29 protein-coding genes are annotated in these 26,283 nt (G+C 68.2%); 18 read left to right on the top strand and 11 right to left on the bottom strand.

The features are described 5' to 3' along the window. The 6 genes from AC6LJ9_RS20310 to purT form a co-directional block, all read right to left on the bottom strand. The coding region (locus AC6LJ9_RS20310; RefSeq protein ID WP_498148983.1) for an ABC transporter transmembrane domain-containing protein at nucleotides 1-1,099 on the bottom strand (1,099 nt) is incomplete at its 3' end. Between the two features lie 2 nt (nucleotides 1,100-1,101). Then, nucleotides 1,102-1,227, bottom strand: coding sequence for a cytochrome bd-I oxidase subunit CydX (cydX, locus tag AC6LJ9_RS20305; RefSeq protein ID WP_103271480.1), 126 nt, complete (start codon nucleotides 1,225-1,227; stop codon nucleotides 1,102-1,104). A 16-nt stretch (nucleotides 1,228-1,243) separates the two neighbouring features. Beyond that, nucleotides 1,244-2,398, bottom strand: a complete 1,155-nt coding sequence (cydB, locus tag AC6LJ9_RS20300; RefSeq protein ID WP_212317787.1) for a cytochrome d ubiquinol oxidase subunit II — start codon at nucleotides 2,396-2,398, stop codon at nucleotides 1,244-1,246. A 15-nt stretch (nucleotides 2,399-2,413) separates the two neighbouring features. Beyond that, complete coding sequence (locus AC6LJ9_RS20295) at nucleotides 2,414-3,988, bottom strand: cytochrome ubiquinol oxidase subunit I (protein ID WP_103271482.1); 1,575 nt, start codon at nucleotides 3,986-3,988, stop codon at nucleotides 2,414-2,416. A 128-nt stretch (nucleotides 3,989-4,116) separates the two neighbouring features. After that, complete coding sequence (locus AC6LJ9_RS20290) at nucleotides 4,117-4,662, bottom strand: GbsR/MarR family transcriptional regulator (protein ID WP_103276236.1); 546 nt, start codon at nucleotides 4,660-4,662, stop codon at nucleotides 4,117-4,119. 354 nt (nucleotides 4,663-5,016) lie between these two features. Continuing rightward, a complete protein-coding gene (gene purT / locus AC6LJ9_RS20285; RefSeq protein ID WP_498148982.1) occupies nucleotides 5,017-6,234 on the bottom strand; it encodes a formate-dependent phosphoribosylglycinamide formyltransferase in 1,218 nt (405 codons plus the stop codon). A 282-nt stretch (nucleotides 6,235-6,516) separates the two neighbouring features. Here purT and AC6LJ9_RS20280 point away from each other — a divergent pair, with 282 nt between their 5' ends. From AC6LJ9_RS20280 to AC6LJ9_RS20240, 9 genes are all read left to right on the top strand, one after another. Continuing rightward, complete coding sequence (locus AC6LJ9_RS20280; RefSeq protein ID WP_498148981.1) at nucleotides 6,517-7,506, top strand: KpsF/GutQ family sugar-phosphate isomerase; 990 nt, start codon at nucleotides 6,517-6,519, stop codon at nucleotides 7,504-7,506. Further along, nucleotides 7,503-8,111, top strand: a complete 609-nt coding sequence (locus AC6LJ9_RS20275; protein ID WP_498148980.1) for a KdsC family phosphatase — start codon at nucleotides 7,503-7,505, stop codon at nucleotides 8,109-8,111. The genes AC6LJ9_RS20280 and AC6LJ9_RS20275 overlap by 4 nt, the downstream gene beginning before the upstream one ends. A 50-nt stretch (nucleotides 8,112-8,161) precedes the next feature. Then, entirely contained in the window at nucleotides 8,162-8,797 is a 636-nt protein-coding gene (gene lptC / locus AC6LJ9_RS20270; protein WP_212317776.1) for an LPS export ABC transporter periplasmic protein LptC, read from the top strand. Then, nucleotides 8,794-9,438, top strand: a complete 645-nt coding sequence (gene lptA, locus AC6LJ9_RS20265; protein WP_103271487.1) for a lipopolysaccharide transport periplasmic protein LptA — start codon at nucleotides 8,794-8,796, stop codon at nucleotides 9,436-9,438. The genes lptC and lptA overlap by 4 nt, the downstream gene beginning before the upstream one ends. A gap of 33 nt (nucleotides 9,439-9,471) precedes the next feature. Next, nucleotides 9,472-10,266 (top strand): LPS export ABC transporter ATP-binding protein, encoded by a 795-nt coding sequence (gene lptB, locus AC6LJ9_RS20260; RefSeq protein WP_212317772.1) that lies wholly within the window; start codon nucleotides 9,472-9,474, stop codon nucleotides 10,264-10,266. A 334-nt stretch (nucleotides 10,267-10,600) separates the two neighbouring features. Further along, nucleotides 10,601-10,936 (top strand): ribosome hibernation-promoting factor, HPF/YfiA family, encoded by a 336-nt coding sequence (gene hpf / locus AC6LJ9_RS20255; protein ID WP_103271489.1) that lies wholly within the window; start codon nucleotides 10,601-10,603, stop codon nucleotides 10,934-10,936. Between the two features lie 507 nt (nucleotides 10,937-11,443). Beyond that, on the top strand, nucleotides 11,444-11,899 hold the full coding sequence (locus AC6LJ9_RS20250; protein WP_199770941.1) for a PTS sugar transporter subunit IIA: 456 nt from the start codon (nucleotides 11,444-11,446) through the stop codon (nucleotides 11,897-11,899). Between the two features lie 22 nt (nucleotides 11,900-11,921). Then, entirely contained in the window at nucleotides 11,922-12,848 is a 927-nt protein-coding gene (gene hprK, locus AC6LJ9_RS20245) for an HPr(Ser) kinase/phosphatase (RefSeq protein WP_053245696.1), read from the top strand. A gap of 29 nt (nucleotides 12,849-12,877) precedes the next feature. Beyond that, complete coding sequence (locus AC6LJ9_RS20240) at nucleotides 12,878-14,332, top strand: aminotransferase-like domain-containing protein (RefSeq protein WP_498148979.1); 1,455 nt, start codon at nucleotides 12,878-12,880, stop codon at nucleotides 14,330-14,332. Between the two features lie 45 nt (nucleotides 14,333-14,377). Here AC6LJ9_RS20240 and AC6LJ9_RS20235 read toward each other — a convergent pair whose 3' ends face one another. Further along, nucleotides 14,378-15,658 carry a cytochrome c gene (locus tag AC6LJ9_RS20235; RefSeq protein ID WP_498148978.1) on the bottom strand — a complete coding sequence of 427 codons (1,281 nt, stop codon included), beginning with the start codon at nucleotides 15,656-15,658 and terminating at the stop codon, nucleotides 14,378-14,380. Between the two features lie 10 nt (nucleotides 15,659-15,668). Further along, on the bottom strand, nucleotides 15,669-16,430 hold the full coding sequence (locus tag AC6LJ9_RS20230) for a c-type cytochrome (protein WP_498148977.1): 762 nt from the start codon (nucleotides 16,428-16,430) through the stop codon (nucleotides 15,669-15,671). A 184-nt stretch (nucleotides 16,431-16,614) separates the two neighbouring features. On the opposite strand from AC6LJ9_RS20230, the gene rapZ reads away from it, so the two are divergent. Next, nucleotides 16,615-17,487, top strand: coding sequence for an RNase adapter RapZ (gene rapZ / locus AC6LJ9_RS20225; protein ID WP_498148984.1), 873 nt, complete (start codon nucleotides 16,615-16,617; stop codon nucleotides 17,485-17,487). Continuing rightward, entirely contained in the window at nucleotides 17,484-18,434 is a 951-nt protein-coding gene (locus tag AC6LJ9_RS20220; protein WP_498148976.1) for a septal ring lytic transglycosylase RlpA family protein, read from the top strand. The genes rapZ and AC6LJ9_RS20220 overlap by 4 nt, the downstream gene beginning before the upstream one ends. Before the next feature lie 82 nt (nucleotides 18,435-18,516). On the opposite strand, the gene AC6LJ9_RS20215 is transcribed toward AC6LJ9_RS20220, so the two are convergent. Then, on the bottom strand, nucleotides 18,517-19,101 hold the full coding sequence (locus AC6LJ9_RS20215; protein ID WP_212313536.1) for a methylated-DNA--[protein]-cysteine S-methyltransferase: 585 nt from the start codon (nucleotides 19,099-19,101) through the stop codon (nucleotides 18,517-18,519). Between the two features lie 23 nt (nucleotides 19,102-19,124). Continuing rightward, complete coding sequence (rsmI, locus tag AC6LJ9_RS20210; RefSeq protein ID WP_212313538.1) at nucleotides 19,125-20,063, bottom strand: 16S rRNA (cytidine(1402)-2'-O)-methyltransferase; 939 nt, start codon at nucleotides 20,061-20,063, stop codon at nucleotides 19,125-19,127. Between the two features lie 70 nt (nucleotides 20,064-20,133). Between rsmI and AC6LJ9_RS20205 the strand changes: the two genes are divergently transcribed. From AC6LJ9_RS20205 to AC6LJ9_RS20190, 4 genes are all read left to right on the top strand, one after another. After that, complete coding sequence (locus AC6LJ9_RS20205) at nucleotides 20,134-20,610, top strand: YraN family protein (protein WP_498148975.1); 477 nt, start codon at nucleotides 20,134-20,136, stop codon at nucleotides 20,608-20,610. 98 nt (nucleotides 20,611-20,708) lie between these two features. After that, nucleotides 20,709-21,302, top strand: a complete 594-nt coding sequence (locus tag AC6LJ9_RS20200; RefSeq protein ID WP_199770942.1) for a phosphoheptose isomerase — start codon at nucleotides 20,709-20,711, stop codon at nucleotides 21,300-21,302. Then, the gene (locus AC6LJ9_RS20195; protein ID WP_498148974.1) at nucleotides 21,299-22,057 is read left to right on the top strand and encodes a BON domain-containing protein; all 759 of its coding nucleotides are present in this window, start codon (nucleotides 21,299-21,301) and stop codon (nucleotides 22,055-22,057) included. The genes AC6LJ9_RS20200 and AC6LJ9_RS20195 overlap by 4 nt, the downstream gene beginning before the upstream one ends. A 24-nt stretch (nucleotides 22,058-22,081) precedes the next feature. After that, nucleotides 22,082-22,576: a peroxiredoxin family protein gene (locus AC6LJ9_RS20190; RefSeq protein WP_212313545.1), complete on the top strand. Its 495-nt coding sequence runs from the start codon at nucleotides 22,082-22,084 to the stop codon at nucleotides 22,574-22,576. 85 nt (nucleotides 22,577-22,661) lie between these two features. Here the strand turns inward: AC6LJ9_RS20190 and AC6LJ9_RS20185 are convergent, their stop codons facing one another. Continuing rightward, nucleotides 22,662-23,453 carry a MetQ/NlpA family ABC transporter substrate-binding protein gene (locus AC6LJ9_RS20185; RefSeq protein ID WP_498148973.1) on the bottom strand — a complete coding sequence of 264 codons (792 nt, stop codon included), beginning with the start codon at nucleotides 23,451-23,453 and terminating at the stop codon, nucleotides 22,662-22,664. Nucleotides 23,454-23,765: 312 nt separating this feature from the next. Between AC6LJ9_RS20185 and argB the strand changes: the two genes are divergently transcribed. The 3 genes from argB (at nucleotide 23,766) to slmA (ending at nucleotide 26,177) form a co-directional block, all read left to right on the top strand. Beyond that, nucleotides 23,766-24,668, top strand: a complete 903-nt coding sequence (gene argB, locus AC6LJ9_RS20180; protein WP_006216311.1) for an acetylglutamate kinase — start codon at nucleotides 23,766-23,768, stop codon at nucleotides 24,666-24,668. Between the two features lie 133 nt (nucleotides 24,669-24,801). Beyond that, nucleotides 24,802-25,548, top strand: a complete 747-nt coding sequence (locus tag AC6LJ9_RS20175) for a pyrimidine 5'-nucleotidase (RefSeq protein WP_103271501.1) — start codon at nucleotides 24,802-24,804, stop codon at nucleotides 25,546-25,548. 53 nt (nucleotides 25,549-25,601) lie between these two features. Beyond that, the gene (gene slmA / locus AC6LJ9_RS20170; RefSeq protein ID WP_103271502.1) at nucleotides 25,602-26,177 is read left to right on the top strand and encodes a nucleoid occlusion factor SlmA; all 576 of its coding nucleotides are present in this window, start codon (nucleotides 25,602-25,604) and stop codon (nucleotides 26,175-26,177) included. Nucleotides 26,178-26,283: the final 106 nt, after the last annotated feature.

Raw genomic sequence — 26,283 nt, 5'->3', positions numbered from 1 at the left:
CGGCGCGCGCGGCGGCCGGCGCAACCGGCGCGGCCCCGGCCGGCGCCACGTCCGGCAAGCCGTCGAACACCGCGTCGATCTGCGTCACCGCCGCCAGCGCGGCCGCGCGGTCATGGTAGTGCGCGGCGAACTGGCGCAGCGGCGCATAGACCTCGGGCGCCATCAACAGGCAGAACATGCCGGCCTGCAAGGTCAACACCGACCAGCGCAGGTCCAGGAAACCCAGATAGGTCAGCCCGATGTACACGGCCACCCCGGCAACGCCCAGGGCAGCAAAGAATTCCAGCACCGCCGAGGACAGGAAGGCGATGCGCAGCACGGACATGGTGCGCTGGCGCAACGCGTCGCTGGCGGCCGCCACCGATTCGGCCTCTGCCTCGGCGCGTCCGTACAGCTTGAGCGTGGACAGCCCGCGCAGGCGGTCGGCGAAGAATCCGGACAGCCGCGCGAAGGCGCGCAGATGCCGCCGGCTCGCGCCCTGCGCGCCCCAGCCGACCAGGGCCATGAACAAGGGAATCAGCGGCGCGGTGATCAGCAGCACCAGGCCCGCGATCACATCCACCGGAAACAGCAACACGGAAAATGCCACCGGCAGCATGGCGGCGGCGGCCATGGCCGGCAGGTATTTGGCGAAGAAGCCATCCAGCGCCTCGACCTGGTCCACCACGGCGCTGGCCAGCACGCCCGAGGCCTGACCCCGGCTCCAGTGCGGCCCCTTGTCCACCAGGCGCTCGAACAGGGCCAGGCGCACCTGGCGCTTGATCCGCTCGGCGGCAATGGCGCCGGCGCGTTCGCCGGCCCAGGCGATACAGGCACGGACCAGCATCAGCGCGGCAATGCCGAGGATGCCGCCCAGCAGTTCCGCGCGCGGCGCCTGCCGCGCGATGGCGGCATCCAGCACGCTGGCCAGCAGCCAGGCCTGGATCACCAGCAGCACGCCGCCCGCGAGCGGCGCGGCGCCGGCCACCAGCAAGGGCGGCCGTGCCGATCCCGCCAGGCGCTTCAACCATTGCGACTGCGCGCGCGAGGGCTTGCGCAGCGCGTCGGCGGGATCATGCTCCAGGCTGCTGGCGCGGCCCGCCGCCGACGTGTCCCGCATGCTCACGCTTCGTCGCGCTTGGCGCGCGGGTCATGCGAATGGCCCTCGCGCAGTTCGAACCACATGGCGTTGAGAATGGCGAAGGCGCAGGCCAGCCCCAGCCCGAGTACCCACGAGAAATACCACATAGCGCTAGCTCCTGATTCAGTATGAGTTGGGGGTGCCGCCGACCGACTCGGGCGTGACCTTGCCGCGCATCACGCGGTACACCCAGGCGGTGTAGAGCGTCACGATGGGCAGGAAGATCGCGACCGCGATCACCATGATCCACAGCGTCATGTGGCTGGACGAGGCATCCCAGACCGTCAGCCCGGCGCGCGGGTTCGACGATGAGGGCATCAGGAACGGGAACAGCGAGAAGCCCGCCGTCAGGATGATCCCGGCGATGGACAGCGCCGATGCCAGGAACGCCAGCATGTGCGCGCGCGCCGTCAACAGCAGCAGCGCCAGCAGCGCCCCTGCCACGCCCAGCGCGGGCGCGATCCACATCAGCGGCCACTTGGCGTAGTTGGCCATCCAGGCGCCGGCCTGCACGCTGACGGTCTTGAGCATGGGATCGGACGGACCCTGCATGTCGACCGCGCTGGTGATGACGTGGCCATTCAGTCCGCCCGCGACCCAGAAGCCGCCGGCCACGAACAGCGCGGCGGTCAGCAGCGCGCACAGCCGGCCCCAGTTGCGGGCGCGGCTGGCCACCGCGCCCTCGGTGCGCCAGGCCAGCAGCACCGCGCCGTGCATGGCCAGCATGGCCACGCTGAGCACGCCGGCCAGCAGCGCGAAGGGGGTGAACAGCTGGTAGAAATGGCCCTGGTAGACCATGCGTAGCGCGGCTTCATCGAACGTGAAGGGCACGCCCAGGATGATGTTTCCCACCGCCACGCCGAACACCAGCGAGGCCACCACGCCCGAGAAACAGAGCACGCCGTCCCAGGTGTTGCGCCAGCGCGTGCCTTCCATCTTGCTGCGGTACTTGAAGCCCACCGGACGCAGGATCAGCGCGATCAGCGCCAGCATCATGGCCAGGTAGAAGCCCGAGAACGAAGCGGCATACAGCAGCGGCCATGCGGCGAAGATGGCGCCGCCGGCGGTGATGAGCCAGACCTGGTTGCCCTCCCAGACCGGGCCGACCACGTTGATCACCACGCGTCGCTCGACGTCGGTCTTGGCCACCAGCGGCAGCAGCGCCGCCACGCCCAGGTCGAAGCCGTCCATGACGGCGAAGCCGATGAGCAGCGCGCCCAGCAGCACCCACCAGACCACCCGCAGGGTGGCGTAGTCGAAAGGAATCAATGCATCCATTCCTGTTTCTCCCGGTCAGGCGCGCACGGCGGCGCGGACAGGATCGGCGGCCGCGCCAGCGGGCGCCGGTCCATCGGATTTCGGACCTGCCTTGATGGCGTGCAGCATCACCTTGACGCCGATGATGAGCAGGACCGTGTACAGCACCAGGAAAATCCCCAGGCTGATGGCCAGGTCCGTGATGGTCAGGCCGGAGGCCGCGTAGTAGGTCGGCAGCACGCCTTCGATCACCCAGGGCTGGCGGCCGTACTCGGCCACGAACCAGCCGCTCTCGATCGCCACCCACGGCAGCGGCAGGCTCCACAGCGCCACCTTGAGCAGGCCGCGCCGGCTGTCCAGCCGGCCGCGCGAGGCCAGCCAGAACGCCACGCCGAAGAACAGGATCAGGTACATGCCGACCGCCACCATGACGCGGAACGCCCAGAACAGCGGCGCCACGTTCGGCACGGTGTCGATGGCCGCCTTCTTGATGTCTTCCTCGGTGACCTTGCTCATGTCGGACTGGTAGCGCTTGACCAGCAGCGCGTAGCCCAGGTCCGGCCAGGTCTTGTCGAACACCATGCGCGCGTCGGTGTTCTTGGGATTGGCGCGGATCTTCTGCAGCGCGTCGTAGGCCACCATGCCGTCGCGGATGCGGTTCTCGGCGCGCAGGATCAGGTCGTCGATGCCCAGCAGCGGCGTGGTGAGCGAGCGCGTGCCGATGATGCCCATGACATAGGGGATCTCGATGGCGAAATCGTTCTTGCGCTCGGCCTGGTTGGGGATGGCGATCAGGTTGAACGCGGCGGGCGCCGGCTCGGTGTGCCACATGGACTCCATGGCGGCGATCTTCATCTTCTGGTGTTCAGTGGTCAGGTAGCCGCTTTCATCGCCCAACACCACCACCGACAGGGCCGAGGCCAGGCCGAAGCTGGCGGCCACCGCCATCGAGCGCTTGGCCAGGTCGGTATGACGACCGCGCAGCAGATACCAGGCGCTGATCGACATCACGAACATGGCGCCGGCCACATAGCCCGCGCTGACCGTGTGCACGAACTTGGCCTGCGCCACCGGGTTGAAGATCACGGCGGCGAAGTCCGTCATCTCCATGCGCATGGTGTCGGGATTGAAGACGGCGCCGACCGGGTTCTGCATCCAGCCGTTGGCGATCAGGATCCACAGGGCCGAGAAGTTGGTGCCGAAGGCCACCAGCCAGGTCACCACCAGGTGGCTGACCTTGGACATGCGGTTCCAGCCGAAGAAGAACAGGCCGACGAAGGTGGCTTCCAGGAAGAAGGCCATCAGCCCTTCGAGCGCCAGCGGCGCGCCGAAGATGTCGCCGACGTAGTGGCTGTAGTACGACCAGTTCATGCCGAACTGGAACTCCATGACCACGCCCGTGGCCACGCCCAGCGCGAAGTTGATGCCGAACAGCGTGCCCCAGAACATCGTCATCTTTTTCCAGATGGCGCGCCCGGTCATGACGTACACGCTCTCCATGATGGCGAGGATGAAAGACAGGCCGAGCGTGAGGGGGACGAACAGGAAGTGGTACAGCGCGGTCGCGGCAAACTGGAATCGCGACAGGTTGACGACGTCGAGATCAATCATTGGGGCGCTCCCATGCGGGCGAGAGGCCACAGCAACCGGCATGATTCCCAGGCCGTCTCTGGCGCCATGATACGGGCGGTATATGCAACTTCATAGGATTTTTCCTAAAAATCAAGGCTCAGCGGCGTTCAGCCCTTGCCTCGCAATTTGCCGGCGAAGCCCAGCACCTTCTGGACCTTGGAGCCCAGTTTCATCAGGTTCTGGAGGGTTTCGGGCGGCAGGCGCTGAACCTCATCGAACCATCCCGTGGACAGTTCGATCAGCTCCAGCATTTCGGTCATGCGCTGCTGCGCGTAGACATCGGCGGGCTTGGACGCCGGCTCCAGCAGCGTGTCGCGCAGCAGCGTGAGCGTGGGGTCGATTTCGCGCTTGCGCTTTTCTTCCATCAGGATGCGGAAGATCTCCCACACATCCTTGGGCGTCTCGAAGTAGTCGCGGCGGTCGCCCACCTGGTGCATCAGCTTGACCAGGCGCCAGGACTGCAATTCCTTGAGACCCATGCTGACATTCGAGCGCGAGAAGCCCAGCGTCTCGGCGATGTCGTCGGCGTTCATCGGCTCCGGCGCCAGGAACAGCAGCGCATAGATCTGGCCGACGGTGCGATTCACGCCCCAGCGGCTGCCCATCTCGCCAAAGTGCAGGACGAAACGTTCGTTTTGAGGGCTGAGGACCATGATCTTTCTCGCGCCAGCCGATTCCACCAACCTGGCCCCGTTTATATGCGGAGCAGATCAGCCCAAACCAGACAAAAGCAGTTACACCGATTTCAGAAATTCCTGAAATTATCGAACAAACCATGAGAAAGCGCAAACTCCAGGATTCGTGGGGGCATGGCCGCAAACTTCCGGCGTATTGGCCTCTTGGCAGGCCATTCCTGGGCAAAAAACAACAATGCCACCGGCCTTGCGGCGGGTGGCATTGAAAGTAGGGACGAACTAAAACCGGGTGAAAAACGATCAGAAAATGCCCGGCTCAGCCAGGACCCTCAAGGGCGGATCCTCGGTCAGTCGGTGACGCCCGCCCGGTGCTCAGCCGGCCTTGACCGTCACGGCGGAAGACACCCGCTTGGCCTTGGCGCGCGCGGCCGCCACGTCGTCGGCGACGGCCAGGCCCACGCCCATGCGGCGCTTGACGAAGGATTCGGGCTTGCCGAACAGGCGCACGTCGGTGCCCGGCTCGGCCAGCGCCTCGGCCACGTTGTGGAACGACACCGCGCCCGCGTCCACGCCGCCGTAGATCACGCTGCTGGCGCCGGGCTGGCGCAGGCCGGTGTCCACCGGCAGGCCCAGCAGCGCGCGGGCGTGCAATTCGAATTCGTTCTGCGCCTGCGTGATCATGGTGACCATGCCGGTATCGTGCGGACGCGGGCTGACCTCCGAGAACCAGACCTGGTCGCCGGCCACGAACAGCTCGACGCCGAAGATGCCCAGGCCACCCAGGTTGGACGTGACCGCCAGGGCGATCTCGCGGGCGCGTTCCAGCGCCGCCGGCGACATGGGATGCGGCTGCCAGCTTTCCACATAGTCGCCGTCCACCTGTTTGTGGCCGATGGGCTCGCAGTAGCGGGTCTCGACCTGGCCGTCGGCGCCGCGCGCGCGGACGGTCAGCAGCGTGATTTCGTAGTCGAAGCGGATGAAGCCCTCGACGATGGCGCGGCCGCCTCCGACGCGGCCGCCTTCCTGGGCGTAGCGCCAGCTCTCGGCCACGTCCCCGGCGGACTTGATCACGGACTGTCCCTTGCCCGAGGACGACATGACGGGCTTGATCACGCAGGGATAGCCGATGCCGCCGTCGATGGCCTCGCGCAGTTCCTGCTCGGTATCGACGAACCGGTACGGCGAGGTCGGCAGGCCAAGGGTCTCGGCCGCCAGGCGGCGGATGCCCTCGCGGTTCATGGTCAGCTGGGCGGCGCGCGCCGTCGGCGTGACTCGTACGGCGCCGGCGGCCTCCAGCTCGACCAGCAGGCTGGTGGCAATGGCCTCGATTTCAGGGACAATGACGTGCGGCCGTTCCTGGTCGATGATCTTGCGCAAGGCGTCCGCGTCCGTCATGGGCACCACGTGGGCGCGATGCGCCACCTGCTGCCCCGGGGCGTCCGCGTACCGGTCCACGGCGATGACCTCCACGCCCAGGCGCTGCAGGGCGATGACGACCTCCTTGCCCAGCTCTCCGGAGCCGAGCAGCATCACTCGGGTGGCGAGGGGCGACAAGGGCGTGCCAAGGACGGGACTGGAAATGCGGGACATGAGGCGGTCCTGGGTAAAAGAGTGAAAGCCGGAAAAACGGGAGCCGCCAGGATGCCATAGCCCCCTCCTGCGGGCAAACAAGGGGTCCCCCCCCGAAGCGCTGCGCGCTTCCCCCCCAGGGGGGCGCAGCTGCGGACCGGCGTAGCCGGATCCGCGCTGCCCCGATTGGGGAGAGCGCCGTCGCCGGGGGGATAGCTGTTTCTCATGTCGGCCTGCGGCACCTGTTTCATGCGTCCGGGGCGGCGCGGTGGCGCCCCCGGCAACTGATATTAAAATCCCGCCATGACTGAGCATCCCTCCCTATCGTCCGACACCGCGCTGTCATCTGCCCGCAGGACGCTGCAAATCGAAAGCCAGGCCCTGCGGGACCTGTCGGCCCGGCTGGACGACAGCTTCGCGCAGGTCGTGGCCCTGCTGCTCGCCTGCCGCGGGCGCGTGGTCGTCAGCGGCATCGGCAAGACCGGCCACGTCGCGCGCAAGATCGCGGCCACGCTGGCCTCCACCGGCACGCCGGCCTTCTTCGTGCATGCCGCCGAGGCGGTCCATGGCGACCTGGGGATGATCACCCGCGACGACGTGCTGATCGCGATTTCCTATTCCGGATCGGGCCAGGAACTGCTGACCATCCTGCCGGTGGCGCGCCGCATGGGCGCCAAGCTGGTGGCGATCACGGGCAATCCTCAGTCCGAGCTGGCCCTGCTGGCCGACGTGCACCTGGACGCCAGCGTCGCGCAGGAAGCCTGCCCGCTGAACCTGGCGCCCACGGCCAGCACCACCGCCGCGCTGGCCCTGGGCGATGCGCTGGCCGTCGCCTGCCTGGAAGCGCGCGGCTTCGGCCCGCAGGACTTCGCCCGCTCGCATCCGGGCGGCGCGCTGGGCCGCCGCCTGCTGACGCATGTGCGCGACGTGATGCGCCAGGGCGACGCCCTGCCCATCGTGGCCGCCGGCACGCCGGTCCCCCAGGCGCTCAAGACCATGTCGGCCAAGGGCATGGGCATGACCGTGGTGGCCGATGCCGCCGGCCGCCCGCAGGGTATCTTCACCGACGGCGACCTGCGCCGCCTGATCGCCAGCCGGGGCGACATCCGCGGCCTGACCGTGGACGACGGCATGACGCGCTCGCCGCGCAGCATCGGACCCGACGCGCTGGCCGTGGAAGCGGCGCAGCAGATGGACGAACTTCGACTCAATCACATGCTGGTGCTCGACAGCGATGGCGCATTGCTCGGCGCGCTGCACATGCATGACCTGATGGCCGCCAAAGTGGTATGACTATGACCCTTCCCACCCCCGTCACGCATCCGGCCGAAGCGCTGGTCCTCGCCCGCATCCCCGCCACCGTGCGCGAACGCGCCGCCGCCGTCCGCCTCATGGTGTTCGACGTGGACGGCGTGCTGACCGACGGCAGCCTCTACTATGGCGAGAACGGCGAACAGCTCAAGCGCTTCAACGCGCTGGACGGCCACGGCCTGCGCCTGCTGCTGGAGGGTGGCCTGAAGGTCGCCCTGATGACCGGCCGATCCGGCCCCATCGTGGCGCGCCGCGCCGCCGAGCTGGGTATCGCCGAGGTCATGCAGGGCGTGCGCGACAAGGGCACGGCCCTGGCCGAACTTGCGCAACGCTCCGGTGTCCAACTGAACCAGGCGGGCTACATGGGCGACGACATCATCGACCTGCCCGCCATGCAACGCGCCGGGTTCGCGGCCACCGTGCCCAACGCGCCCGGCTATGTCAGCCAGGCCGCGCACTGGGTTGCCTCGATTCCCGGCGGCTCTGGCGCGGTGCGCGAATGCTGCGACATGCTGCTGGCCGCCCAGGGCCGCCTGGGCGGCTTCCTGGCCGCGCCGGGCCTGCTGGGTCCGGGCACGATCCAGTAGCCAGCAGACGGCCCGCGCCCCATGACACATACGCCCACACTGCACACTAGATGAAAGAACGTTTTCCTTCCCTGATCGCGCTGTTCCTGCTCGTCGTGCTGGTGCTCAGCAGCTGGTGGGCGGCCGACTACGCGCAGCGGGCCGTGCAGGTCGACCCCCCGCGCCGCGTCACCCATGAAATGGATGCCTGGTCGCGCAACTTCGTCATGCTGCGCACCGACATGACGGGCCGCCCGATCAACCGGCTCGAGGGCGAATACGCCGAGCACTTCCCCGACGACGATTCGTATCACATCACCGCCCCCCGGGCCGTCGGCCAGCGCGAATCCAGCCCGATCACCGTGGGCATTTCCAAGACCGCCATCATGGAACAGGGCGGCAAGCGCATCGTCATGAACGGCGACGCCTACGTGCATCGCCAGCCCGACGCCAACAATGACCTGCTGGACGTGCGCAGCCAGCAGCTGATCATCCTGCCGGACGAGGACGTGGTCTATACCGACCTGCCGGCCGAAGTGCTGAAAGGCCGTTCGCGCATGAACGGCACCGGCATGCACTACAACAACAGGACCCGCCAGTTGCAGGTCTCAGCATCGACCGACGTGGAAATCGCCGGCGGCGAAGGCAAGCAGCAGCGCCGCACCGAGATTCCAGCCCCCAACAATACCGACCAGAAGAAGCCATGACCGACCTCCGGATTCGCCTTGCCCCGACGACGCGCCTGATCGGCGCCGCCCTGCTGGCCGCGGCGGCGCTCGCGCCCTCGGCCCACGCGGCGGACCCCGCGCCCCAGCCGGCGGCCGGCAAGGCCGCGCCCGCCGAAGAACCCAGCACGCTGATCCTGTCGGACACGCTGCACTACGACGACGTGAAGAAGCAGAGCGTGTTCACCGGCAACGTCAACATGACACGCGGGTTGATGACGCTGACCTCCGACACGCTGGAAATGCACGAGGACGCCAAGGGCAACCAGTACGGCACGGCCACCGCGAACAAGGGCAAGGTCGTCACCATCCGCCAGGAACGCCCCGAGAACTTCGAGCTCATCGAAGGCAAGGGCCTGCGCGCCGAATACGACGGCACCAACAGCACCTTCGACCTCATCGGCCAGGCCGTGGTGGTGCGCTACGTCTGTGGCAAACCGTTCGACACCATCCGTGGCGAACGGGTACGCTACAACGAAAAGAGCGGCACCTACGAAGCCCATGGCGGCCCCAACTCGGCCGCGGCCGGCGGCCGGGTGCGCTCGGTGGCCGAGCCCCGCGCCAAGGCGGACGCCGCCATCGCCGAATGCCGCAAGCAGCAGGCCTCGAAGAAGGGGCGCTAAGCGCCTCCCCCCGCAACACATCCGCCGCCACGCATGAATCCACCCTCTGTGCAGACCCCTGTGACCTCCGCCCCTTCGGGCGTCAAGCAGGGCAGCCTGCGCGCAACCGGCTTGCGCAAGACCTATAACGGCCGCACCGTGGTGCAGGACGTCTCCCTGTCCGTCTCCAGCGGCGAAGTCGTGGGCCTGCTCGGCCCGAACGGCGCCGGCAAGACCACCAGCTTCTACATGATCGTGGGCCTGGTGCCGGCCGACGCCGGCCGCATCGAGATCGACGGCGACGCCATCACCGCCATGCCGATCCACAAGCGCGCGCGCATGGGCCTGTCCTACCTGCCGCAGGACGCGTCCGTGTTCCGCCGGCTGACGGTGGAGCAGAACATCCGCGCCGTGCTGGAGCTGCAACTGGGGCCGGATGGCAAGGCCCTGCCCACGGCCAAGATCAACCAGCAGATGGAATCGCTGCTGGAGGAATTGCAGATCGGCCACATCCGCAGCAACGCGGCCATCTCGCTGTCGGGCGGCGAACGCCGCCGCGTGGAAATCGCGCGCGCGCTGGCCACCAGCCCGCGCTTCATCCTGCTGGACGAACCCTTCGCCGGCGTGGACCCCATCGCGGTGATCGAGATCCAGCGCATCGTGCGCTTCCTGAAGGGCCGCGGCATCGGCGTGCTCATCACCGACCACAACGTGCGCGAAACGCTGGGCATCTGCGACCGCGCCTACATCATCAGCGAAGGCAAGGTGCTGACCGACGGCCATCCCGACGAGATCGTCGGCGATCCGGCCGTGCGCCGCGTCTACCTGGGCGAGCACTTCCGCATGTAACAGCGGCGGCCCTGGGGAAGACCCTTAGGGCCGCTCCGCTTTCTCCAGGCGGCCCGGCCCGCCACGGCGCTTGCGCGCTTTTCCCGATTTTTCCCCGCGATTCCCGGCATTTCCCGGCGCCATTTCCGCGCGCCGCGGCGCCTTGCGCCCCCCCGCCGGACTCAGCCATAAAAATGCCACGAACTTGCGCTAGGTCAGCTTGTTTTATCGGCGCGAGTCTATACACTAGTACCAACGACCCACACAAAACCTCTCTACCAAGGAGATCGCCTAACGACCCCACCGCGCCATCGGGCGCACCTCTTATATCCTCTTTACAGAAGGAGAGCACACTATGAACCTGAGCATCTGCGGTCGTCACCTCGACGTCACCCCGGCCATCCGGGAATATGTCATGAACAAACTGGCGCGAGTGCTGCGGCATTTCGATCACGTCATCGATACCCAGGTCATGCTCTCAGTTGAGCCCCTGCGGCACAAAGCCGAAATCACCATGCGTCTGAGCGGCAAGGACATTCATTGTGAAGCAACCGATGAAAACCTCTACGCTGCGATAGACCTCCTCGCCGACAAAGTCGACCGTCAGGTCATCAAGCACAAGGACAAGGTGCGAAGCCACACAGCAGAGTCCGTGAAGCGGCAAGCGGCGAATCTCTCGCCTCCCCAGTAGTACCGCGCCTCACGATCGCTCGCCTGCGAGCGCTTGGCAATACAGCGATTAACCATCCTGCCTGAGTCCCGGTGTCCCGCTAGACCTTGCGTCCAGCCGGGGCATCGGCAAATACCTCCCCCCCCACGCAGTACCCGCGCAACCGCGTCCGCGCCCGACCTGTCCGTCGCCCCGGATCCGCTCCTTATTTTTCCCCGCTTCGACTGTCGTACCGGCCAGGCACATGCCCGCAAGGTCGCGCGCCAGGCGCGACCTGCTCCGAAATATGCGCCCGCGCGCCCCGGAATGCCCACAACCCGGCGCTATCGGTCTATGCTGTCGCTCTTGCGCCTGACGGACGGCACGCCGCCCGGGGCGCGGCGTGCCATGGCCAGCCTCGCGGACAACCCGTCGCGGCCAGCCGGAAGCACAGGGGGACGCGCCTGGAACCAGCAGCGGAAAGTCTGCGGGACAACCCCTGGTCCGGGCGTTTTTTGCAGTGCGTCATATAACCATATAATGCTCCGCATGAATCATCTGTCGCGCATTCTTCCCGCCGGCAACGTCGTGCTAGACATGCTCGCCACGAGCAAGAAACGCGCGTTCGAACAAGCCGGCCTACTCTTCGAAAACAATCACGGCCTGGCGCGTTCGCTGGTGTTCGACAGCCTGTTCGCGCGCGAGCGCCTCGGGTCGACGGCGCTGGGCCAGGGCGTTGCCGTGCCGCACGGCCGCGTCAAGGGCCTGGAGCAGGCGCTGGCGGCGTTCATCCGCCTGGCGCAGCCCATTGCCTTCGACGCCCCCGACGGCCAGCCCGTCTCCATGCTGCTCTGCCTGCTGGTGCCCGAAACCGCGACGCAGCAGCACCTGGACATCCTGGCCGAACTGGCGCAGCTGATGTCAAACAAGGCGCTGCGCGAAGCGCTGGGCACCGAGACCGATCCGGCCGTGGTCCACAAGATGCTGACCACCGGCCAACTCTGATTCTCCACGCGGACACGCAGCCATGCTCACGGTGCAGGAACTGGTCGACGACAACGCCGACAAAATCCCTTTCAACTGGATCGCGGGCCAGGGCGCCGCGGACCGCGCGATTCCCGATGACGGCATGGCGGCCGCCGACCTGGTCGGCCACCTGAACCTGATCCACCCCTCGCGCATCCAGGTGTTCGGCCAGGAAGAGCTGGCGTACTACACCCGCTTCGACCTGCGCCGCCGCATGCACCACATGGACGAGCTGCTGATCGGCGGCGTGCCCGCCATCCTGCTGGCCGACGGCCTGACGCCGCCGCAGGACCTGGTGGACCAGTGCGACCAGCACCAAGTGCCGCTGCTGTCCACGCCGGTCGCCGCCGCGCAGCTGATCGACCTGCTGCGCATCTACCTGGGCAAGAAGCTCGCGCCCACCACCACCGTGCATGGCGTGTTCCTGGACGTGCTGGGCCTGGGCGTGCTGATCACCGGCGAATCCGGCCTGGGCAAGAGCGAACTGGCGCTGGAACTGATCTCGCGCGGCCACGGCCTGGTGGCCGACGACGCAGTCGAGTTCTCGCGCACCGCGCCCAACATGATCGAGGGCCACTGCCCGCAGCTGCTGCAGAACCTGCTGGAAGTGCGCGGCCTGGGCCTGCTCGACATCCGCACCATCTTCGGCGAGACCTCGGTGCGCCGAAAGATGCGCCTGAAGCTCATCGTGCACCTGGTGCGCGCCACCGCGCAGGACAAGTTCGAACGCCTGCCGCTGCAGGACATCACGCAGGACATGCTGGGCCTGCCGGTGCGCAAGGTCATGCTGCAGGTGGCCGCCGGCCGCAACCTTGCCGTGCTGGTCGAGGCCGCCGTGCGCAACACCATCCTTAAGCTGCGCGGCATCGACACGCTGGGCGAATTCATGGAACGCCAGGCCATGGCGATCCTGCAAAGCAGCAAGTAACGCCGTCCACGACAGGCAGGCCCGCGCCCTTGGCCCTGTACGAGACCTTTGCGTCCGAGATCGAGAAATCGATCCGCGACGGCGTGCTGCGCGTCGGCGACAAGCTGCCTTCCGTGCGCGACGCCTGTTCCAGCCGTGGCGTCAGTCCCTCCACCGTCTTCCAGGCCTATTACCTGCTGGAAGCGCGCGGCCTGATCCGCGCGCGCCCCCGCTCGGGCTACTACGTGAGCGCGCGCGCCGAGCCGCTGCCGCCCGAACCCGGCGCATCCTGTCCGGATGGCGAGTCCACCGAGCTGGCGATCAGCGAACGCATCTTCGACATCCTGGGTTCAGTGCGCAACCGCAACGTGGTGCCGCTGGGATCCGCCTTTCCATCGCCACTGCTGTTTCCGCTGCCTCGGCTGGCGCAGGCCATGGCGGCGCATCTCAAGCGCCAGGACCCGCTGGACACGGTCGAGGACCTGTCGCCCGGCAATCCCGCGCTGCGCCGCCAGATCGCGCTGCGCTACCTGATCGCCGGCATCAACATCCCCGCCAGCGACATCGTCGTCACCAACGGCGCGCTCGAGGCGCTGAACCTGTGCCTGCAGGCGGTGACCCGCCCCGGCGACACGGTGATCGTCGAGGCGCCCACGTTCTACGGCGCGCTGCAGGCGCTGGAACGGCAGGGACTGAAGGCATTGGAAGTGCCGACGCACCCGCGCACCGGCATGGACCTGCACGCGCTGGAAAACGCCATCGCCCGGCACCGGCCCGCGGCCTGCTGGCTCATGACGCAATTCCAGAATCCGCTGGGCAGCCTCATGCCCGACGAGCGCAAGCGGCAATTGGTCGAGCTGCTGGCACGCCACGACATTCCGCTGATCGAGGACGACGTCTACGGCGAGCTGTATTTCGGCGCGACGCGCCCGGTGCCGGCCAAGGCCTATGACACGCAGGGCCTGGTGCTGCACTGTTCCTCATTCTCCAAATGCCTGGCGCCGGGCTACCGCATCGGCTGGGCCTCGGCGGGCCGATACACGCAGCGCGTGCAGCGGCTCAAGCTGTCGTCCACGCTGTCGGCGTCCGGCCCGGCGCAGGGCGCGATCGCGGAATTCCTGGAACAGGGCGGCTACGACCGTCACCTGCGCCGGCTGCGCGACACGCTGCAGGCCCAGCAGGCCCGGATGGCGACGGAGGTGGCGCACGCGTTTCCCGCCGGCACGCGCATGACGCGGCCACAAGGCGGCTTCTTCCTGTGGCTGGAGCTGCCCCAGGGCATCGACGCACTGGCGTTGCATCGCCAGGCGCTGGCGCGCGGCATCAGCGTCGCGCCCGGCCCGATCTTCTCGGCCAGCGGCCAGTTCGCCAGCGCGCTGCGCCTGAACTGCGGCCACCCCTGGAACGAAGCCCAGGCCAAGGCCGTGCGCACGCTGGGCGAGCTGGCTCTCGCGGCGCTGGCCCGGCCCAGGCCTGAAGCCCGCGGCCTGACGCTCGGCCCCTGAGCCTCGGGACCGGCAGCCGGCCCCAAGACTCCAGGCGCGCCAACGTCAATTGCGCGTGGACGCGTCGCGCGCGCGCTTGACCTCCAGCGGCGTGACGCCGCCCGCCTCGTTGCCCCAGCTGTTGCGGATATAGGTCACCAGCGCGGCGATGTCGTTGTCGTTCAGCAGTTGCCCGAACGGCGGCATGCCGTGAGGCCGGGGATTGGCCGTCGTGGCCGGCGCGTAACCGCCGTCGAGCACCATGCGGATGGCGTTGACGGGCGACGGCGCGGTCACGCCGGGATTGCCGGCCAGCGCGGGCCAGGCCGAACCCGCGCCCTCGCCCGCCGCCTGATGGCATTGCACGCACTGCTGGCGGTAGATCTTGCCGCCTATGTCCATCAAGGCGGGCGAGGCCGACGCGGCCTGGCGCTGCGTGGCCGCCGGCGTGGCGGGCAAGGTCTTCAGGTAGACCCCGATCGCCAGCGCATCGTCATCGCTCAGGTACTGCGTGCTGCCCCTCACCACCTCGGCCATGGACCCCGTGGCGGTGGAATGCGCGGCGATGCCGGTCTTGAGCAGCGCCGCGATGTCCGTGGCCTGCCAGCGGCCCATGCCGACGCTCATGTCGTTGGTCAGCGGCGGCGCGTACCAGTCCAGCACCGGAATCACGCCGCCGGCCAGCGGCTCGGCCGCGCGCGTGGCGCCCAGGCTGTTGCGCGGCGTATGGCAGGCCGCGCAATGGCCCGGCCCCTCGACCAGATAGCGGCCACGGTTCCAGGGCACCGACTGGCCGGCGTCGGATTGCAGCGTGCCCGGCTTGAAGTACAGCGCCCGCCAGAACGCCAGCAACGCGCGCTGGTTGTAGGGGAAATCCATTTCAGCGGGGCGCTTGGGCTGGTTGACCGGTTCCACCGTGCGCAGGAAGGCATACAGCGCGTCGGCGTCGGCGCGCGTCATGCGCGTGTACTCGGTGTAGGGAAAGGCCGGATACAACAGCGTGCCGTCGCGCGACTTGCCGTTGTGCAGCGCGCGCCAGAAGTCATCCGCGCTCCAGGCGCCGATGCCGGTCTGCGGATCCGGCGTGAGGTTGGGACCGTAGACCACGCCGAACGGCGTGGGCACCGGCGTGCCGCCGGCATAGGGCTTGCCGCCCCGGCTGGTGTGGCAGGCCATGCAGTTGCCCGCCAGCGCCAGGTAGCGGCCGCGCTCGGCCAGGCTGGCCGCGTCGCCGGTCGCGGGCGGACCGCCGCCGGCGTCCTCGCGCGTGCCCATCCAGTACAGCGTGCCCGCCGCCGCCACGATCAGCAGGAACAGGGCCGCCAGGGCGCGTTTGATGTGTTTCATGGCCGCCCCCTCAACGCCGCGCCTGGCTGCCGCACTCGGCGGGCAGCTTGAGCGAATTCGCCGGTTCGGCGGCGTAGGACGCGGGCACCGGCCGCGACGACAGCCAGGCCGCCAGCGCGCTGATGTCCGCCGGCGTCAGCTTGTCGGCCACGTCCGCCATGCAGTCGGGCTCGGCCGCGCGCCGCAGCCCGTTCTTCCAGCTGCCGATCTGGGCGCCGATGTAGTCGCGCGGCAGGCCCAGCAGGCCGGGCACGCCCGGCAATAGCCCGCCCAGCGAGGCGCCGTGGCAGGCGGCGCATGCCGGCAGGCCGCGCGCGGCGTCGCCATCCTGGGCAAGCTTGCGGCCAGCCTCCAGGATCGCGGTGGAAACCTCGGGGCGCACCACCGCCGGATACGGCACGTGCTGGTCGGCGAAATAGGCCGCGATCTCGCGCAGGTAGTCATCGGGCAGGCCGGCCAGCAGATGCGACATGGGCCGGTACTGCCGCCGGTCATCGCGGAAGTTCAGCAGCTGGTGGTAGAGGTATTCCTGGGGCTTGCCGGCCAGGCGCGGGTAGTAGCCATCGGACCCGGCGCGGCCCTGCTCGCCGTGGCAGGCGGTACAGGCGGCGACGCGCGCGGCCATGGTGTCCGGCTTCAGGACCGGCCCCTGCGCCGCCGCTGGCGCGGTGCCCAACGCTGTGGCCAAACCAACAGCGGCGGCCGCCGACAGGCATGTTTTTACCCAGAACCGCGGTGATGCCACACTACAGGAAGAAATGAAGGCTAACATCTAGGTCGAGTTCCAACCCCGGGGACGCCTGCCGGCGGGGCACGTGAATGAATCGATCGGGTATCCTGCCCCGGAGCTTACGCCACGGGATCAGTCGGGGTACAGGCGCAGATTCCGAGTTTACGGCCATAGCAGATGCCATTCCGCCGGCATCGCCCTCGAAAAGCATGCCAAAATCATGTCCATGTTGAAAGTCGTCCTCGTCACCGGCATTTCCGGCTCCGGCAAGTCCGTGGCCCTGCGGATGCTCGAAGACGCCAGCTATACCTGCGTCGACAACCTGCCGGTGCGGTTCCTGGCCGAGTTCATCGCCAACGCCCGCGACAGCGGCCTGGAGCGCGTGGCGGTCGCCATCGACGTGCGCTCGCCCGGCGAACTGGCCGAACTGCCCGACGTGGTCACCGCGCTGCGCGCCATGGGCACCAGCCTGCGCGTGATCTTCCTGGACGCCAGCACCATCACGCTGGTGCAGCGCTACTCCGAATCGCGCCGCCGCCATCCCCTGACCGACCGCCTGAAGCGCGGCGGCACCGCGCCGTCACTGGCCGAGTGCATCGCCGAGGAACGCGAGCTGCTGGCGCCGCTGCGCGAGCAGGAACACGTGATCGACACCTCGGACCTGACGCCGGGCCAGCTGCGCGCCTGGATCCGCGACCTGATCCAGGCCGACGTGGCGCCGCTGGTGCTGACGTTCGAGTCCTTCGCCTACAAGCGCGGCGTGCCAAGGGACGCCGACCTGGTGTTCGACGTGCGCTGCCTGCCCAACCCCTATTACGACCGCGACCTGCGCCCGCTGACGGGCCGCGACGAGCCCGTGGCCCAATGGCTGTCCGGCTTCGACCAGGTCGGCCAGATGGTCGATGACATCGCCGGCTTCATCCAGCGCTGGCTGCCGCAGTACACGCAGGACACGCGCAACTACCTGACCGTGGCCATCGGCTGCACCGGCGGCCAGCACCGCTCGGTCTACGTGGTCGAACAGCTGGCCAAGCGCTTCGCCGACCATGATCCGCTGCTCGTGCGCCATCGCAACCAGCTTCCGGACGAGTCCGCATGACCCTGAACCGCCCGCTCCACCTGATCATGATGTTGCTGCTGGCCATCGCCGTGGCCGGTTGCTCTTCCACCGGGGGACGAAAAAAGGGCGGTGGCTATTACAAGGACGACGGTCCCGACGCGAATCCGCCGTCCAACCTGGACCAGGTGCCCGACGCGGTGCCGCGCATCGAGCCCTACGCCAGCGGCGCGAACCGGCCCTACGTGGTGTTCGGCCAGCGCTACGTGCCCGACACCACCGGCCAGCCCTATCGCAAGCAGGGCATCGCGTCCTGGTACGGCAAGAAATTCCACGGCAACTCCACGTCGATCGGCGAACCCTACGACATGTACGCCATGACGGCGGCCCACACCACGCTGCCTGTGCCCAGCTACGCCCGGGTGACCAGCCTGGTCAACGGCCGTACCGTGATCGTGCGCGTCAACGATCGCGGCCCGTTCCACAGCGACCGCATCATGGACCTGTCCTACGTGGCGGCCTACAAGCTGGGCATCATCGGCCCGGGCAGCGGCCAGGTGGTGGTGGAAAGCATCGGCGCCGACGAGATCCGGCGCCTGGCCTCGCAAGGCCCCGCCGTCCCGCCGCCCCAGCCGTCGTCGGCCACGGGCTCGCAGCCAGTGGCCGAGCCAGTCGCCGCGGCCCCGGTCGCGCTGACGCCGGTGGCGCTGCCGGCCACGCCGCAGCCGGCCCGACCCGCGCCCGCCGGCGGCATCGGCAACGTCTATCTGCAGGTGGGCGCGTTCAGCCAGCCGGCCAATGCGCAGACGCTGGTCAGCCGCATCAATGCGCAGCTGAGCGCGGAAGGCGCGCCGCCCGCCACGATGGAACAGGCCAACAACCTGTACCGCGTCAAGATCGGCCCCTACCCCGATCGCCAGAGCGCGCTGAACGCCGTGCAGCAGGTGTCGGACCGCATCGGCATCCTGCCCAGCATCGCCGCCCAGTAGGCGCGGCGGTCCCGGCGGGCGCGCGTCGCGCCCGTCATCCTCGACGATCCAAAAAAGCCGTCAGGCTATGCGACGCCCGGCGCTACCAGGGCAGTTCGGCCTGCCCGTCGCAGACGCGGCGCGCCCGCGGGCTGCGGCTCACGTACAGATTGCCCTCGTGCGCCAGCAGCGCCTGCTTGCGCGGCAGCCCGCCGCCAAAACCGGTCAGCGAGGTGTCGCTGCCGATCACGCGGTGACAGGGAATGATGATGATGAGCGGATTGCGGCCCACCGCGCCGCCGATGGCCTGCGCGCCCTTGGGCCGGCCCACGGTCCGCGCCAGTTCGCCATAGCTCGTCAGCACGCCGAAATCCAGCGCGCACAGCGCGCGCCAGACTTCATGCTGGAACGGCGTGCCGACCGGATCCAGCGCCACGTCGAACGTGCGCCGGCCGCCGGCGAACCACTCGTCCAGCTCGCGCCGTCCCTGTTCCAGGATCGGATTCGATTCGTCGCGCAGCCAGCCTTCGGACGAAGGCAGCAGCGCCTGGTCGGTGAACCACGCCCCGCGCAGGCCCTTGGCGCTGGCGATCAGGCGCATCTCGCCCAGCGGCGTGGGCATGTCCCGGTAGACCAGCTGTTCGTTGGGGTCGCCGTGCTTGCCGGACGCGACCGTTGCATAGACCATGCCAATTACTCCATCTATCCCGCTTACTGCCCGTCGCCGGCGGCCGTCTTGCGCAGCGCCCGGCTGTACAGCGCGTCCTTGGGCAGGCCCGTGACCTTGGCCGCCACCTTGGCCGCGTCGCGCACGGACAGGGTTTCCAGCAAGGCGTCGAGCAGCGCGTCAGCGCGCGCGTCGACCTCGCCCTCGTCCTCTCCGGCCTCGTCGGCGTGCGCGATCAGCACGAACTCGCCCTGCTCGCGGTGCGGGTCGGCGGCCAGCCAGGCCGCGCCCTCGCCCAACGCGAAGGTGGCGATTTCCTCGAAGCGCTTGGTCAGCTCGCGCGCCACCGTCAGCTTGCGAGCCGGGCCGCAGACCTCCAGCAGGTCCGCCAGCGTGGCGGCCAGCCGATGCGGCGACTCGAACATCACCACCGGCGCCGGCAGCGCGCACCAGGTGCGCAGCCAGCGCTGGCGCGCGGCCGCCTTGGGCGGCGCGAAACCGGCGAAGGCGAAGGCGGGATTCTCGTCGGACGTGACGCCGCTGCCCATCAGTGCCGCGATGACGGCGCTGGGGCCAGGCACCGGCACCACCGCGTAGCCGGCCTCGCGCACCGCGCGGACCACGCGCGCGCCCGGATCGCTGACGGCCGGCGCGCCGGCGTCGGACACCAGCGCCACGCGCTGGCCCTGGGCCAGGCGCTCGCAGATCGCCTGCGCGGCCGAGGCTTCGTTGTGCCGATGGGCGGCCATGAGCGGCGTGCCCACGCCCCAGGCGTCCAGCAGCTTGCGGCTGGCGCGGGTATCCTCGGCGGCGATCACGTCCGCGCGCTGCAGGGCATGCCAGGCCCGCAGGCCCAGGTCGCCCAGGTTGCCGATGGGCGTGGCCACCACGTACAGCGTCGCGGCGGGCCAGTGCTGGCCGGCGACGCTCTCGGCGACCCGGCTCCAGGCATCGCCGGCGGCGGGTGAGACATTTTGATTCATTGCGGGCAGCTCAGGCGGAAAACCATGCCAGTGTAGCCGCCTGGCGCATCCCTTCCGCCCTGGAGCCCGCATGAACGACGAGATCCTGCCCCTGGCCCTGGCGCTCGCGCAGGCCGCGCGGCGCCGCGCCCGGCGCAAACGGCGCGCGACGGCGCGCAAGCCCGCCCCCGCGCCGCGCCGCTCGCCCACCCAGCGCGTCGGCGACGCCCACGAGGACGCCGCGCTGCGCCTGCTGCAGGCGCGCGGCCTGGTCCTGCTGGCGCGCAACCTGGCCTGCCGTCACGGCGAGATCGACCTGGCCATGCGCGACGGCGCGATGCTGGTCTTCGTCGAGGTCCGCGCCCGCCGCGACGCGCGCTTCGGCGGCGCGGCGGCCAGCATCGGCGCGGCCAAGCAGCGGCGGCTGGCCCAGGCGGCCGCGTACTGGCTGCCACGCCTGGCCGCCCGCCACTGGCGCGGCGTCCCGCCGGCCGCGCGCTTCGACGTGGTCGCCTTCGAATCCGGCGTTGCCCGGTGGCTGCGCGATGCCTTCCTGGTCGCGGGCTGAACCATCCGGCGCGCCCGGCGACAGGGCGGTTACGACAAGGCGAAAAGCCGTTACGCCTGGTCAGGCCGGCGTCACGGCCCCATGAGATAATCGCGCCCATGGATATGACCTCTCGTATGACGTCGCACTTTCGCGATGCCGCGGCCACGCTCGAGCAAAGCATGAACGAGCTGGCCGAACCGCTGGCGGTGGCGGTGGACGTGCTGTTTGGCGCCCTGGCGAACAATGGCAGGATTCTGGCTTGCGGCAATGGCGGCTCGGCCGCCGACGCGCAGCATTTCGTCGCCGAACTGGTGGGCCGCTTCGAGCGCGAACGCCTGCCCCTGGCCGGCATCGCGCTCAATACCGACACCTCGATCATGACGGCGGTCGGCAACGACTACGGCTTCGACGAGATCTACGAGCGCCAGGTCAACGCGCTGGGCCAGCCCGGCGACGTGCTGGTGGCCATTTCCACCAGCGGCAACTCGCCCAACGTGGTGCGCGCCATGGAAGCGGCCAGCGCCCGGGAAATGCATGTGCTGGCCCTGACCGGCAAGGGCGGCGGCGTCATGGGGGAACTCATTACGCCAATGGACGTCCATCTATGCGTGCCCAGTGATCGCACGATGCGCATCCAGGAAGTCCACATCTTGCTGCTGCACGCCCTTTGTGACGGCATTGACGCTCTTCTGCTAGGAGACACCGAATGATTTCTGACGCCAGGACCGCGGTCCGCCCGCTGCTGCTCGCCGCCTTGCTCTCGACCGCCGCCCTGTCGCTGTCGGCCTGCGCGCCCCTGATCGTCGGCGGCGCCGCCGCCACTACGGCGGTGGTCGCGACCGACCGCCGCACGTCGGGCACCCAGCTCGAAGACCAGAACATGGCCTTCAAGGCGCAGCACCAGATTTCCCAGAAGCTGGGCGAGACCGCGCGGGTCAACGCCATGGCCTATGGCGGCATCCTGCTGCTGACCGGAGACGTGCCCACCGACGAGGCCAAGAACCAGGCCACCGCCATGGCCCGCGGCGTCGAGAACGTCAAGCAGGTGGTGAACCAGCTGACCGTGGGCCCGATCGCCTCGCTGGGCGTGCGCTCGAACGACACCTGGCTGACCTCCAAGGTCAAGACGGCCCTGATCAACACCAAGTACGTGCCGTCGGGCACCATCGCCGTCACCACCGACCACAGCGTGGTGTACCTGATGGGCAAGCTGACCCAGGCCGAGGGCGACTACGCCGCCAACGCGGCGGCCGACGTGGGCGGCGTGGCCAAGGTTGTTAAACTGTTCGAGACCATCAGCCGCGAGGAAGCCGTGCGGCTGTCCGGCAGCGGATCCAAGTCCTCGCAGTCCGGCTCCTCCGCCGACGCCAAGGCGCCGATCGAAAGCAGCGCCGGCGCCCAGGGCGACGGCAACGCCTCCGGCGGCGGCGGCAGCAGTGGCGTGCAGGCCATACCGATCAAGTAACGCTCTACTCTACGCGGCCCAGCGATGAAAAAAGCCCTTCTAGCCCTGACCCTCCTGGTGGCCGCCGGCATCGGCGGCTGGTTCCTGCTGCGCCCGGCGCAGACCGCGCCGGACGTGCAATTCACCACGCTGGAGGGCAAGTCCTTCTCCATGCAGGACCTGCGCGGCAAGGTCGTGCTGGTGAAGTTCTGGGCGACCAGCTGCGTCACCTGCGTCAAGCAGATGCCGGAAACCATCTCGGCCTACAACGAGTACGCGGCCAAGGGCTACGAAGCCATCGCGGTCGCGATGAACTACGACCCGCCCAACTTCGTGCTGAACTTCGCCGAGACCCGCAAGCTGCCCTTCCCGGTGGCGCTGGACACCAAGGGCGACATCGCCCGCGCCTTCGGCGACATCCGCCTGACGCCCACGGCCTTCCTGATCGACAAGCAGGGCCGCATCATCAAGCGCTACCTGGGCGAATACGACGTGGCCGAATTCCACGCCACCGTGGAAAAGGCGCTGGCCGCGGGTTGAACCGCATTCGATTCCGGTCCCGCCCAAAGAAAAACCGCTCTGAGAAGAGCGGTTTTCTTTTGCCCGGCTGGAAAGCCCGCCCGGCTTAGAACGCCGGCACCACGGCACCCTTGTACTTTTCCTGGATGAACTTCTTCACCTCGGGCGTGTGCAGCGCGTTGACCAGCTTCTTGATGGCCGGCGCGTCCTTGTTGTCGGCGCGGGTCACCAGCACGTTGGCATAGGGCGAGTCGGAGCCTTCGATGAACAGCGCGTCCTTGGTCGGAACCAGGCCGGCTTCCAGCGCGTAGTTGGTGTTGATCAGCGCCAGGTCCACGTCGTCCAGCGAACGCGGCAGCATCGCGGCTTCCAGTTCGCGGAACTTCAGCTTCTTGGGGTTCTCGACCACGTCGGCGGCGGTCGCCAGGATGTTGGACGGATCCTTCAGCTTGACCAGGCCCTGCTTCTGCAGCAGCACCAGGGCGCGGCCGCCGTTGGACGGATCGTTCGGGATGGCGATCGTGGCGCCGTCCTTGAGTTCGGAGATGCTCTTGATCTTCTTGGAGTAGCCGCCGAAGGGCTCGACGTGCACCAGGGCCACCGGCACCAGCGTGGCCTTGCGGTCCTTGTTGAACGACTCCAGGTAAGGCTTGTGCTGGAAGAAGTTGGCGTCGAGCTGCTTGTCGTTCAGTTGCAGGTTGGGCTGCACGTAGTCGCTGAACACCTTGATGTCCAGTTCCACGCCTTCCTTGGCCAGCTGCGGCTTCACCACTTCCAGGATTTCGGCATGCGGCACCTGGGTCGCGCCCACCACGATTTTTTCAGCATGGGCGGCGCCTGCGGCCGCCAGGAAGAAAGCCGAGGCCGCCAGGGCCGACCGGACGAAGTTCAAACGCATGTATTGCCTCTTTTATAGGTAGGAAATCGGGGGCTGATGCCCGGCCGGTTGGGGTTCCGCCCTCTCGTGGAGCGCGGCGCCGTTGTGAAAACGCCCCCAATTTACCTGAATGCCGGTTATTTGTCGGGCATATGAACATGGGTTTTGGATATAAGCCGGCAGCGGGTACTACAATCCGTCGTATGCTTGCGCTGGCGCGGTTCCTGTGCCTTATCGCGCAGGCATTTTCATGCCGCCGCCTCCCAGGAAGCGAAGGCTTTCCCCTCTCATGACCCACGCTTTTTCAATCATCTATTTACCGACTTAGCTGCCATGACCGACACCCCCGACCCTGCTGCCGTCTCGTCTCCCGCCGTCAAAGCCGCCGTGCTGTCCGAGGCCTTGCCGTACATTCGACGATTTCACGGCAAGACCATCGTGGTGAAGTACGGCGGCAACGCCATGACGGAAGAGCGGTTGCAGCGCAGCTTCGCGCACGACGTGGTGCTGCTCAAGCTGGTCGGCCTGAACCCCGTGGTGGTCCACGGCGGCGGTCCGCAGATCGATGACGCGCTGCGTCGCATCGGCAAGCAGGGCACCTTCATCCAGGGCATGCGCGTCACCGACGCCGAGACCATGGAAGTCGTCGAATGGGTGCTGGGCGGCCAGGTCCAGCAGGACATCGTCATGATGATCAACGAAGTCGGCGGCAAGGCCGTGGGCCTGACCGGCAAGGACGGCGGACTGATCCAGGCCCAGAAGAAGCTGATGGCCAACAAGGACAACCCCGCCGAGCCCATCGACATCGGCTTCGTCGGCGACATCACGCTGGTCGAGCCGGCCGTGGTCAAGGCGCTGCAGGACGACCAGTTCATCCCGGTCATCTCGCCCATCGGCTATGGCGAGGATGGCACCGCCTACAACATCAACGCCGACGTGGTCGCCGGCAAGATGGCCGAAGTGCTGGGCGCCGAAAAGCTGTTGATGCTGACCAACACCCCGGGCGTGCTGGACAAGGCGGGCAAGCTGCTGCGCAGCCTGTCGGCCCAGACCATCGACGAGCTGTTCGCCGACGGCACCATCTCGGGCGGCATGCTGCCCAAGATCTCGTCGGCGCTGGACGCCGCCAAGAACGGCGTGAACTCGGTCCACATCGTCGACGGCCGCGTGCCGCACTGCCTGCTGCTGGAAATCCTCACGGACCAAGGCGTCGGCACCATGATCAGCTCGCATTGATGCCCACCCCCGAAGCGCTGCGCGCTTCCCCCTCAAGGGGGCGCTGCTGCGGACCGGCAAAGCCGGCTCCGCGCAGCCCCTGTCGGGGCCGTGTAGCCTCAACTTGGACGGTGCGTAGCGCCATGGGCCACTGATGCGAAGCCTGCGCCAATTGCAGCGGCCCGCGGTGCGCGTGCGGCGGTCCCGCAGGACCGCCGCGCACGACGACGGACTGTTGTGGCTGTTCGACCTGGACAACACGCTGCACGACACGTCGCACGCGATCTTCCCGCGCATCGACCACGGCATGACCATGGCCGTGGCCGAGACACTCGGCGTGGACATCGACACGGCCAACCACCTGCGCCGCAAGTACTGGAAGCGCTACGGCGCCACCATGATCGGCCTGGTGCGCCACCATGGCGTGGACCCGCACGAGTTCCTGCACCGCAGCCACGACTTCGACGTGAACCCGCTGGTGCGCGCCGAGAAGGCGCTGGCCTACAAGCTGCGCCAGCTGCCCGGACGCAAGGTGCTGCTGACCAACGCGCCGCTCGAGTACGCGCGCGCGGTGCTGCGCCGACTGGGCATCCTGCGCCAGTTCGACAGCCTCTGGGCCATCGAGCACATGCGCCTGCATGGCGAGTTCCGCCCCAAGCCATCGCCGGCCCTGCTGCGCTACGTGCTGGCGCGCGAGGGCGCATCACCCCGCCGCACCGTGCTGGTCGAGGACACGCTGGCCAACCTGCGCGGCGCGCGCCGCGCCGGCCTGCGCACGGTCCACGTCTATCATCCCGGCACGCCGTTCGGACGCGGCCGCTCGCAACGGCCGTCCTACGTCGACTTGCGGGTAAACTCGGTCAGTGATTTGCTGTTGCGCCGACGTCCCCTGCGAGGATAGCGGCGGGTCTTACCCCCCACCCTTCCGTCAGCCTGCGTGGACCAGACACTTTCATGGCGAGCAAACCCGGCGAACGCAAGACCCAGATACTGCAGACCCTGGCCGAAATGCTGGAGCAGCCGCACGCCTCCCGCATCACCACGGCCGCGCTGGCCGCGCGCCTGTCGGTATCCGAGGCCGCGCTGTACCGCCACTTCGCCAGCAAGGCGCAGATGTTCGAAGGGCTGATCGAATTCATCGAGACCAGCATCTTCACGCTGGTCAACCAGATCGCCGCCGCCGAGCCGCTGGGCGTGACCCAGGCGCGCCAGACCGTGGCCATGCTGCTCACCTTCTCCGAACGCAACAAGGGCATGACCCGCGTGCTGACCGGCGACGCGCTGGTCACCGAGGACAACCGGCTGCAGGAACGCATCAACCACATCAACGACCGCATCGAGGCCTCGCTGCGACAGTCGCTGCGCACCGCCGTGACCGACGGCGGCCTGCCGCCCGAGGCCAACATCAGCGCCCATGCCAGCCTGCTGACGCACCTGGTGCTGGGTCGCTGGCTGCGCTATGCGCAAAGCGGCTGGCGCGTCGCGCCCACGCTGCACCTGGACGAACAGCTGCGCCTGGCGCTGGGCTGAGCGTCCGCGAAACACCCTTCTGGTTGACGCTCACGGCCGCCGCGCGCGCCTTGCCGCGCATGCGCGCAGCTCCTTGCCGGGCTTGCGATTTTTCAGGGCCGACGAG

The sequence above is a fragment of the Achromobacter sp. 1011811831 genome, from assembly GCF_059760905.1.
The sequence above is the reverse complement of the archived record's forward strand: the minus strand, read 5'-3'. Positions and strand labels throughout refer to the sequence as shown.

Bases quoted from the DNA above. Each gene is read 5' to 3' on its own strand.
- cydX (WP_103271480.1), bottom strand. From the start codon at position 1,227: ATGTGGTATTTCTCGTGGGTACTCGGGCTGGGGCTGGCCTGCGCCTTC.
- cydB (WP_212317787.1), bottom strand. From the start codon at position 2,398: ATGGATGCATTGATTCCTTTCGACTACGCCACCCTGCGGGTGGTCTGG.
- AC6LJ9_RS20295 (WP_103271482.1), bottom strand. From the start codon at position 3,988: ATGATTGATCTCGACGTCGTCAACCTGTCGCGATTCCAGTTTGCCGCG.
- AC6LJ9_RS20290 (WP_103276236.1), bottom strand. From the start codon at position 4,662: ATGGTCCTCAGCCCTCAAAACGAACGTTTCGTCCTGCACTTTGGCGAG.
- purT (WP_498148982.1), bottom strand. From the start codon at position 6,234: ATGTCCCGCATTTCCAGTCCCGTCCTTGGCACGCCCTTGTCGCCCCTC.
- AC6LJ9_RS20280 (WP_498148981.1), top strand. From the start codon at position 6,517: ATGACTGAGCATCCCTCCCTATCGTCCGACACCGCGCTGTCATCTGCC.
- AC6LJ9_RS20275 (WP_498148980.1), top strand. From the start codon at position 7,503: ATGACTATGACCCTTCCCACCCCCGTCACGCATCCGGCCGAAGCGCTG.
- lptC (WP_212317776.1), top strand. From the start codon at position 8,162: ATGAAAGAACGTTTTCCTTCCCTGATCGCGCTGTTCCTGCTCGTCGTG.
- lptA (WP_103271487.1), top strand. From the start codon at position 8,794: ATGACCGACCTCCGGATTCGCCTTGCCCCGACGACGCGCCTGATCGGC.
- lptB (WP_212317772.1), top strand. From the start codon at position 9,472: ATGAATCCACCCTCTGTGCAGACCCCTGTGACCTCCGCCCCTTCGGGC.
- hpf (WP_103271489.1), top strand. From the start codon at position 10,601: ATGAACCTGAGCATCTGCGGTCGTCACCTCGACGTCACCCCGGCCATC.
- AC6LJ9_RS20250 (WP_199770941.1), top strand. From the start codon at position 11,444: ATGAATCATCTGTCGCGCATTCTTCCCGCCGGCAACGTCGTGCTAGAC.
- hprK (WP_053245696.1), top strand. From the start codon at position 11,922: ATGCTCACGGTGCAGGAACTGGTCGACGACAACGCCGACAAAATCCCT.
- AC6LJ9_RS20235 (WP_498148978.1), bottom strand. From the start codon at position 15,658: ATGAAACACATCAAACGCGCCCTGGCGGCCCTGTTCCTGCTGATCGTG.
- AC6LJ9_RS20230 (WP_498148977.1), bottom strand. From the start codon at position 16,430: ATGTTAGCCTTCATTTCTTCCTGTAGTGTGGCATCACCGCGGTTCTGG.
- rapZ (WP_498148984.1), top strand. From the start codon at position 16,615: ATGTTGAAAGTCGTCCTCGTCACCGGCATTTCCGGCTCCGGCAAGTCC.
- AC6LJ9_RS20220 (WP_498148976.1), top strand. From the start codon at position 17,484: ATGACCCTGAACCGCCCGCTCCACCTGATCATGATGTTGCTGCTGGCC.
- AC6LJ9_RS20215 (WP_212313536.1), bottom strand. From the start codon at position 19,101: ATGGTCTATGCAACGGTCGCGTCCGGCAAGCACGGCGACCCCAACGAA.
- rsmI (WP_212313538.1), bottom strand. From the start codon at position 20,063: ATGAATCAAAATGTCTCACCCGCCGCCGGCGATGCCTGGAGCCGGGTC.
- AC6LJ9_RS20205 (WP_498148975.1), top strand. From the start codon at position 20,134: ATGAACGACGAGATCCTGCCCCTGGCCCTGGCGCTCGCGCAGGCCGCG.
- AC6LJ9_RS20200 (WP_199770942.1), top strand. From the start codon at position 20,709: ATGGATATGACCTCTCGTATGACGTCGCACTTTCGCGATGCCGCGGCC.
- AC6LJ9_RS20195 (WP_498148974.1), top strand. From the start codon at position 21,299: ATGATTTCTGACGCCAGGACCGCGGTCCGCCCGCTGCTGCTCGCCGCC.
- AC6LJ9_RS20190 (WP_212313545.1), top strand. From the start codon at position 22,082: ATGAAAAAAGCCCTTCTAGCCCTGACCCTCCTGGTGGCCGCCGGCATC.
- AC6LJ9_RS20185 (WP_498148973.1), bottom strand. From the start codon at position 23,453: ATGCGTTTGAACTTCGTCCGGTCGGCCCTGGCGGCCTCGGCTTTCTTC.
- argB (WP_006216311.1), top strand. From the start codon at position 23,766: ATGACCGACACCCCCGACCCTGCTGCCGTCTCGTCTCCCGCCGTCAAA.
- AC6LJ9_RS20175 (WP_103271501.1), top strand. From the start codon at position 24,802: ATGCGAAGCCTGCGCCAATTGCAGCGGCCCGCGGTGCGCGTGCGGCGG.
- slmA (WP_103271502.1), top strand. From the start codon at position 25,602: ATGGCGAGCAAACCCGGCGAACGCAAGACCCAGATACTGCAGACCCTG.